The organism is Anaerophaga thermohalophila DSM 12881, from assembly GCF_000191885.1.
Classification (GTDB): Bacteria; Bacteroidota; Bacteroidia; order Bacteroidales; family Marinilabiliaceae; genus Anaerophaga; species Anaerophaga thermohalophila.
The window spans coordinates 1-8448 of record NZ_AEWI01000071.1 but is presented as its reverse complement, the minus strand read 5'-3'; the positions used below and the strand labels follow the sequence as shown (position 1 = coordinate 8448).

7 protein-coding genes are annotated in these 8448 nt (G+C 44.7%); 5 read left to right on the top strand and 2 right to left on the bottom strand.

What is annotated here, in order from left to right; all coding sequences use genetic code 11:
• Positions 1-1781: 1781 nt before the first annotated feature.
• Both ATH1_RS0114990 and ATH1_RS0114985 read right to left on the bottom strand, forming a co-directional pair.
• Positions 1782-2297: a UpxY family transcription antiterminator gene (locus tag ATH1_RS0114990; protein ID WP_010423402.1), complete on the bottom strand. Its 516-nt coding sequence runs from the start codon at positions 2295-2297 to the stop codon at positions 1782-1784.
• A 4-nt stretch (positions 2298-2301) separates the two neighbouring features.
• Complete coding sequence (locus ATH1_RS0114985) at positions 2302-3135, bottom strand: outer membrane protein assembly factor BamD (RefSeq protein ID WP_010423400.1); 834 nt, start codon at positions 3133-3135, stop codon at positions 2302-2304.
• Between the two features lie 259 nt (positions 3136-3394).
• Between ATH1_RS0114985 and ATH1_RS21870 the strand changes: the two genes are divergently transcribed.
• The 5 genes from ATH1_RS21870 (at position 3395) to ATH1_RS0114955 (ending at position 8155) form a co-directional block, all read left to right on the top strand.
• Positions 3395-3544 carry a hypothetical protein gene (locus tag ATH1_RS21870; protein WP_010423398.1) on the top strand — a complete coding sequence of 50 codons (150 nt, stop codon included), beginning with the start codon at positions 3395-3397 and terminating at the stop codon, positions 3542-3544.
• Positions 3545-3738: 194 nt separating this feature from the next.
• Entirely contained in the window at positions 3739-4971 is a 1233-nt protein-coding gene (locus ATH1_RS0114975) for a transaldolase family protein (RefSeq protein ID WP_010423396.1), read from the top strand.
• 103 nt (positions 4972-5074) lie between these two features.
• Complete coding sequence (locus ATH1_RS0114970; protein ID WP_010423394.1) at positions 5075-5542, top strand: DoxX family membrane protein; 468 nt, start codon at positions 5075-5077, stop codon at positions 5540-5542.
• A 24-nt stretch (positions 5543-5566) separates the two neighbouring features.
• Positions 5567-7069, top strand: coding sequence for a Gfo/Idh/MocA family oxidoreductase (locus tag ATH1_RS0114965; protein WP_010423392.1), 1503 nt, complete (start codon positions 5567-5569; stop codon positions 7067-7069).
• 873 nt (positions 7070-7942) lie between these two features.
• Positions 7943-8155: a hypothetical protein gene (locus tag ATH1_RS0114955; protein WP_010423316.1), complete on the top strand. Its 213-nt coding sequence runs from the start codon at positions 7943-7945 to the stop codon at positions 8153-8155.
• The last annotated feature ends 293 nt before the right edge of the window (positions 8156-8448 follow it).

The window sequence follows — 8448 nt, the reverse complement described above, 5'->3', positions numbered from 1 at the left end:
CTCAATCATGCGAGTTCCATCAGACCAATAACTTAAGTTAATTTTATGCGGATGAAAACTCTGTGAAATAATGAATTGCTTCATTCCACGCCTTCGGCACGGTGACCCACAGTTGACCACCCATGCCTGAAAAAAGTCATCATTTTATTACGATGCAAAAATACAGAAGTTTCGGTGAAAGGAGTAATATCGAAAGGAAATTTTATGGCGAGGGAAGGGGGAAATTCGTCAATTGGTTGATTGATTTATTGGGTTTCCGGGTTTCGGGTTCCGGGTTTCCGAGTTCCGGGTTCAGGGTTCTGTGTTTTGTGTTCTGAGTTGGGGGTTGGGTTTTACGGGTTGGCCGTTCCCCCTTTAGGGGGTCAGGGGGTGTGTGACAGGGTTCTGAGTTCCAGGGTTTCGGGTTTCGAGTTCAGAGTTCCGTGTTTTGCGGGCTGACGTTCCCCCTTTAGGGGGTTAGGGGGTGTGCGCCAGGGTTCTGTGTTCTGTGTTTCGTGTTCCGAGTTTCATGTTTCGTGTTCTGAGTCGGGGGGTTGGGTTTGCGGGCTGACCGTTCCCCCTTTAGGGGGTCAGGGGGTGTGCGCCAGGGTTCTGGGTTCCAGGGTTTTCGTGTTCCGAGTTTCCGCTTTTGTGTTCTGAGTTTTGGGGTTGGGTTTTGCAGGTTGGCCGTTCCCCCTTTAGGGGGTCAGGGGGTGTGTGACAGGGTTCTGAGTTCCAGGGTTTCGGGTTTCGAGTTCAGAGTTCCGTGTTTTGCGGGCTGACGTTCCCCCTTTAGGGGGTTAGGGGGTGTGCGCCAGGGTTCTGTGTTCTGTGTTTCGTGTTCCGAGTTTCATGTTTCGTGTTCTGAGTCGGGGGGTTGGGTTTGCGGGCTGACCGTTCCCCCTTTAGGGGGTCAGGGGGTGTGCGCCAGGGTTCTGGGTTCCAGGGTTTTCGTGTTCCGAGTTTCCGCTTTTGTGTTCTGAGTTTTGGGGTTGGGTTTTGCAGGTTGGCCGTTCCCCCTTTAGGGGGTCAGGGGGTGTGTGACAGGGTTCTGAGTTCCAGGGTTTCGGGTTTCGAGTTCAGAGTTTTGGGTTTTGCGGGTTGGCCGTTCCCCCTTTAGGGGGTCAGGGGGTGCGCGATAGGGTTTCAAGTTTCGTGTTTTCGAGTTCCGTTTTGCGTGTTCCGTGTTTTGCGGGCTGACCGTTCCCCCTTTAGGGGGTCAGGGGGTGCGCGCCAGGGTTATGCGTTCTGTGTTTCGGGTTTCCGAGTTCCGGGTTTTGTGGGTTGACCGTTCCCATCCGCCCATTCAGGATGTAAGGTGTTGTTCGACAATGTTTTGGGTTCTGTGTTTCGTGTTTTGCGGGCTGACCGTTCCCCCTTTAGGGGGTCAGGGGGTGTGCGACAGGGTTCTGGTTCCGTGTTTTGGGTTAAGTAAGATTCTTCGTCGTACCTCTTCAAAATGCCAAAAGAGTGTGTCTGTTATTCTCATCCTTAACCTTAACCTCAACCTCAACCTCAATCTCAACCTCAACCTCACTTGGTCATTGAAAAGATTCTTCGTCGTAACCTCCTCAGAATGACACTGATGATGTGTGTTATTCTGAGTCCCTGAAAAAAATTTACAGATTGTGACAGATTCTTCGTCGTTCCTCCTCAAAATGCCCAAAGAATGTGTCTGTTATTCTCAACCTCATCCTCAACCTCAACCTTAACCTCAACCTCAGCCTCAGCCTCTTAAAATAATCTGTGCTCATCTGTGTTATCTGTGGTGCACATCCTTAACCTTAGCCTCAACCTCAACCTCACTCTGCCCCCTTCTCTTTTCTCACCACATCATCCAGGTTAAGCACGAGCATATAGCCGATGTTGCTGATACGCAGGTACAGTTTCTTTTTGCCTTGTATTTCTTCCACTTCGCCTTCAATACCCTTAAGAGGGCCACTGGTGATGGTTACTTTTTCGCCTTTGCGGAGGGTGTCGGACTCGACGGAAAAAGCGAGTTTATTTTCTACGGTACGGCGCATGGCTTCTATTTCATGGTCGGGGATTGGCACTGCTTGTCCTTTGTGGGAGACATAAGCTATCACGCCTTGAGCATTGAAGACATCCCTGTATTGCGACGGGGTAATGTTAACAAATATATAGGAGCTGATAACGGGCACTTCCACCCATTTTTTCCGGTCGCTCCATTGCCGCAACTCTTTACGAAGTGGGAGATAGGTGTTAATTCCAAGAGCCTTTAACTGCTCATAAACTTTTTTTTCGGCTCTTGACCGGGTATAAAGCGCATACCATCGTGGTTGACTCTTCTTTTCCAAAACTTTAACTGCTTTTTTCCGTTGAACGGGTAATTTTTTTCAGCTTCTCAATCTGTTGTATTACCTGCCTTCTTTGTTCACGCAAGCCGGCCAGTTCCTGCAGGACGAATGATGTTTCGTAACCATCGCGGATGGCTTCTTTGTCGAATTGTTCCATCACGATGTAGTAATATTTTTCGCCGATGAACTGTACCTTCAGGGGCTTATCTACGTTGGACGCAATAAAATTGATGATGCCGTTGTCAGCGCCATCTTTATAGTTCACAATTTCCCATTTGCTGTCACCGTCCTGAAATCGCCGGTTATTGAAACCGTCCTGAGGCACTACCTCCGAGGTAACCGATTCCCCGGCATGGTAAACTTTGATCTGATTGTGTTTTATCCACGACGTACCGTAGTAACGGCTGGAGATATAGAATTCGCCTTTTGTGTCGAGGTGCGCACGGATAAACGTGCGGTTATAGCTGTTTTCCGGTCTTTGTCGTTTATGAATGAGGATGGGTTGTGAACCGTATTCATCGGAGCGGATAAAATTTTTCAGCAGCGGTTTCAGCTCTTTTTCTTTGACCGCTATCATGCTGTCGAGATATTGAAGATTCCGCTGTTGTTCCATCAGTTTTATTTCGTCCAGCATGCGAATGGCAAAAGCCGCTTCTTCGGTCAGGTCGTTAAAATTGTTGATGATGGTGTCGAGTTTTAGTTTGGCCAGGTTGTATTGTCCACTGTCGCGCAATTGAATGGCTTCATTCAGCTTTTGGGAGACTATTTCTTTTCGCGACGGTCCACAACCTGTCAGCAAACCAATGATGACAAACAGGGTAATATATCGGGTATGCATGTCTTGTAGCTTTTGGTTACCTGGTGTTTTGTTGACGACAAATTTATTGAATTTTGATGCAAATATAATGGGATGGGGATAAAAGTTACAATGAGCAACTGAGGCTAAGGGTGAGACTGAGGTTAAGGTTGAGGTTGAGGTTGAGAGGGTGCACCACAGATAACACAGATGAGCACAGATTTAAAAGGTCAAAAAAGATGATTGGATTTTTAGATTTAAGAGGGTAGATTCTTCGCTTCGCTCAGAATGACTCAGACTGATGCTGTGTGTCATTCTGAGGAGGAACGACGAAGAATCTCTTTACTGGCAAAATGAGGTTGAGGCTAAGGTTGAGGTTGAGGCTGAGGTTGAGAGTGCACCACAGATGGCACAGATTTACACAGATTATTTCAATAACCAATTCAAATGAGATTGAGGATGAGGATAAGGTTGAAAATGAGGTTGACACCCCAATACTTAATTCAGAACCCGAAACTCAAAACCCGAAAACTCAAAACCCGAAAACCCAAACCCCGGAACACTAAGCTTTTGAGACCCGGTATCTATCAAAACTTGTTATTCAATAAATAGTTGATTATATTAGTACATAAAAAACTTCAAAATATGGCTACACAGAATATTCCCGAACAACTTTTACCGGAACTGCTGGAAAGATTTAAGGATGAGCCTGTCACAAATCCTTCGCAACCCCTGTTTAAAGCCTGCAGTAAAACGGGCAGTGAAATATGGCTTGACACCGGTGATATGGAGGCGGTGGATCGTTTGATCACCCCTGAGGTAAGCGCACTGACTACCAACAATACGTTGCTTAACAAGGAGGTACAGAAGGGAATTTATGATGGTCTGATAAAGGATATTGCACCTCGCTTTGATGCATTGCCTGGTGAAAAGCGCATTATAGAGATGGCTTTTTTGCTGAATGCCTTGCACGGTCTCCGTTTGGTAAAACGATACGGAGGTAAGGTAAGTGTGGAGCTTCATACCGATGTGGCTCACGACGTTGACGGTATTCTTCATTACGGTCAGCGGTTTCACAATATAGAGCCTGACCATTTTCTGATTAAAGTACCACTGACTCCTTCAGGTCTTTTGGGCGCCAGGAAACTTCATGAGAAGGGCATACCTGTTAACTTTACACTGCTTTTCAGTACCCGGCAAAATATGTTGGTGACGCTCCTGGCACGTCCTGCTTTCTCCAATGTCTTTTTGGGACGTATTGGCGCCTATATGAAACAAAACCATCTGGGAGAAGCTGAAGGTCCGGGTGAGAAAACAGTTCATTGTACACAGCGGTGCATGAATACTTTAAGAGAAGAAACCGGGGCCACTACCAGACTCATTGCTGCCAGTATCAGAGACTATAATCAATTACCCTTGTTGTGCGGCATTGACGTCCTGACCATACCACCGAAGGTGGCCGCTGATGCCATCGAAAAACTGAAGGGGCCTTACCACCCGATGACCGACCATGATTTTAAGATTGTCTACGAGCCCGGTGTTGCCACCTCTGAAATACAGATTGATAAGCTGTGGCATGTCACGGAAGCGGAGAGGCGGGTTTTCCATGAGCTGGCCGACAATATTCCGGATGACGCCTGGGAACTCGTCGATTACCTGCGAGAAGCCGGTATTCCCGACATATTTCCTCATATTACTCCAATGGAAGAACTTTACATAGCCGACGACGGGAAAATTCCGAAACACGAAAGATGGGCCGATGCTATTTCAAAGGGTGAAACAGCTATTGATACCTTGCTGAATCTTGCAGGACTGGCCGCTTTCACCAAAGACCAGAAAGAGCTGGACAACCGGATTGCAGGGCTGATTGGAAAGTAGAAGCAGGGTGTTTGTAATTCTTTTTTCGACAAAATTCCTTTCATGTTCTGTTTTTTCAATTGGAAAAGATATTTTTGCCAATGGAAAGACAAAATAATCTGAAATGGAATTAAAAAATAGTAAGGAAGCTGTTCCCTTGTTTCTGCTTCGTACAGCTATCGGTTGGCTTTTTCTGCATGAAGGATTATACAAACTCGTTACCCCGGGATGGACGGCCCAATATTATCTGTCACAGTCGGACGGCCCTCTTCAGGGCTTTTTTCAGTGGATAATAAATAGTGAGTTTCTTACCTCCGTCTCCAATTATGGCGTTATATTTTTACTGATTTTTACCGGTTTATTTTTGATGCTCGGTCTGTTTGAGCGTATAGCTTCAGTGGCCGGGATGGTACTGCTGGTGTTATTTTATCTCTCCTATCCGCCTTTTGGCGATCTTAGTAATGTATTGGCCGAAGGCAATTATCTGGTTATCGATAAAAACCTGATAATATTTCTCGCCCTTTGGGTGGTTTGGCAGTTTCGTCCCGGTCAGTTTTTAGGTCTTAACCGGTTTATTTGCAGTAAGTTTTGAGATTTGTAGTCAACGATTTATTTTATGAACAGACGAGATTTATTAAAAGGATTGGCAGGAGTACCTGTTCTTGGTGCTTACGGTTACCTTTTTGCCCGAAAAACTGTGGCAGAGAAAGGCAAGGAAGCCAGTGGATTTCAAAAATTCATTCAGTCCAAAATAATGCCTTCCACTGCTAAGATTTCAGGTCGTTCGGACGGGCAGAAAGTGCGTGTCGGGCTGGTTGGTTTCGGCATCAGAGGAAAGCAATTGATGAAATCCATGGGGTTTATGACGCCTGAGGATATAGACGCTATGTCTGAGAAGGCCCGTAAGATTTTCCTTGATCAGCCCGATTTAAACATTGAAGTCACTGGTGTTTGCGATTTGTACCGGCCGCGGTTAAAAGAAGCGGCAAGAGCAGCTGCTAATATTGAACGGAAAGGGGTTGCCGGTTTTACTGAACGACCGGTGAAACAGTATGGTCATTTTCGTGATCTGGTGGCAGCACCCGACGTGGATGCTGTGGTTATAGCAACAAGTGATCACTGGCATGCACCTGTTTCCATCGCTGCAGCCAATACGGGAAAGCATATTTATTGTGAGAAAGCGCTTTCCAATAAACTGGAAGATGTTTTTAAAGTCAGAGATGCGGTGAAATCGAACCGGGTGGTTTTTCAGTTGGGGCATCAGAACCGTCAATCCGAGAGCAATGTGATGGCAGCGAAGGTGGTTCAGGCGGGTCTGTTGGGGAACATCAATCTTGTTGAAACAACAACCAACCGGAATTCGCCCAATGGAGCGTGGCTCTATGATATTCCTGAAGAAGCCGGCCCACACAATGTAGATTGGAATAATTTTCTGAGAGATACCAATACCCCATTTAATAACGAGCATTTTTTCAGATGGCGTTTGTTCTGGGATTACGGAACCGGCTTGAATGGCGACCTGATGACGCATGAATTCGACAGTATCAATCAAATGTTGAAAATGGGTATCCCTGAGATTGTAACGACTACAGGGGGTATTTACCATTGGAAAGACAGTCGTGAAGTTCCCGATGTGCAACAAACCGTGATGGAATATCCGTCGCGTCATTTTTCTCTGCTCTACTCGGCCTCTCTGGCCAGCAATATGTACCGGCCCAAAAAGGTAATGGGTGACGAAGCATCCATTGAGGTAGGCGGTACTCTTAAAATGTTTGTCGATTCTGGTTCTGAAATGTATGAGGATTACATTATGAATGAAGAGGTGGTACCCAATCAGCCCATCGGTCTTACCACCGATATGCAGGCTCAGGTGGATGCCATTAGCTCGGCTACGGAAAAATACTTTGCATCAAGAGGGCTGTTGTATACATCGCAGGGGGGAAGAATTATTGATACTGCCCACCTGCACCTGGAAGAATGGCTGAATGGTATCCGTACCGGTGCTCCTGTCAGTTGCGGTATTGACGAAGCATTCGAAGAAGGGGTTACGGCAATGATGGCTACCATGGCGTACCGCGAAGGCAGAGTTGTCCGGTGGGATGGAAGGAAGGTGGTTTGAGTCAATTGGTTAACGTATTAGAGGCTAAGGTTGAGGCTGAGGCTAAGGCTAAGGTTGAGGTTGAGGTTGAGAATGCACCACAGATATCGCAGATTTACACAGATTTAACAATAATCAAATAGAGGTTGAGACTGAGGTTGAGAGGGTAGATTCTTCGCTTTTCTCAGAATGACAGACAGCATCAGTGTCATTCTGAGGAGGAACGACGAAGAATCCCTTCACTGGCCAAATGAGGCTGAGGCTAAGGTTGAGACTAAGGTTAAGGTTAATATACGGGATAAATGAAACGAGCATGACAAAGTTTGTCACAAAAGAACATGTATAAGTTCTTGCATGCGAGTTCCATCCGACCTTAATAAAAAATTATATACGGATGAAACGAGCATGACAAGGTTTGTCACAAAAGGACATGTATAAAACTCATTCATGCGACTTCCATTCGATCTCTAACTTAGATTAGATAATTTTTATACGGATGAAAATTGTAATCTATAATTGACAATTATGTGCCATTTTTGTCTATTAAACCATGAAAACCCCTTCGAAAAACAATGCAAAATATTGTATGTCAGCAAGATAAAAACTGATTAAAAAAACTCATTTTTTCTCTGTTTTTTTTGACACAACTGTTTTGACATATCAAAAATCACTATTTTGGTAGATGAAAAGACGAACAAATGGTGAAACGTGCATGGTAAAAATTTTCAAGGAAGAACATTTATAAGTTCTTGCATGCGAGTTTCATCAGGCCTTGAAAACAAATTTTGTACTAAAAAAGTGTTATCCTCTTTTCGGACGTTCTTACCGGTGTAAACAAACACCATGAGATTAATTATCAAAAATTTATTAATCAAATTAATGTTGATTTAAATCATGAAATCCAAGAAGCTGCCTAAAAAGCACAGAGAAGATTTCGATGCTCTCGAAAAACCAAAAAAATCGGGAGTTAAAGTAAAAAAGGGCAAAAGAGCAAGAAAACCATCCATTTACGACGATCTGGAAGAAATGGATGAATTTGTGTTAAGCGAAAGAGAATACAGTGGATTCGATGACTTGTACAGCGATGCTGACGATGACCTGTATTAAACCGAGCTAATGTTGAATTTCCAATAGGAAAAGGCTGCCCCTTAAGGGTGGCCTTTTTTATTATTATGCATCTGTATAAAATTTATCTACGTTATTGGAATGATCCAACTTATCATACTTTAATTGATGTTAAATTATTCGCTCCGCTCAGAATGACAAACAGCTAAGGTTGAGGTTGAGGTTAAGGTTGAGGTTGAGAATTCACCACAGATGACACAGATGAACACAGATTATTTATTGGCATCAATAAAAATCACATTTTAATATGTTTGCTTTTTTTAGATTCTTCGCTT

Coding starts and splice junctions, on each gene's coding strand:
- ATH1_RS0114985 (WP_010423400.1), bottom strand. CDS start 3,135: ATGCATACCCGATATATTACCCTGTTTGTCATCATTGGTTTGCTGACA.
- ATH1_RS0114975 (WP_010423396.1), top strand. CDS start 3,739: ATGGCTACACAGAATATTCCCGAACAACTTTTACCGGAACTGCTGGAA.
- ATH1_RS0114955 (WP_010423316.1), top strand. CDS start 7,943: ATGAAATCCAAGAAGCTGCCTAAAAAGCACAGAGAAGATTTCGATGCT.
- ATH1_RS0114970 (WP_010423394.1), top strand. CDS start 5,075: ATGGAATTAAAAAATAGTAAGGAAGCTGTTCCCTTGTTTCTGCTTCGT.
- ATH1_RS21870 (WP_010423398.1), top strand. CDS start 3,395: ATGCTGTGTGTCATTCTGAGGAGGAACGACGAAGAATCTCTTTACTGG.
- ATH1_RS0114965 (WP_010423392.1), top strand. CDS start 5,567: ATGAACAGACGAGATTTATTAAAAGGATTGGCAGGAGTACCTGTTCTT.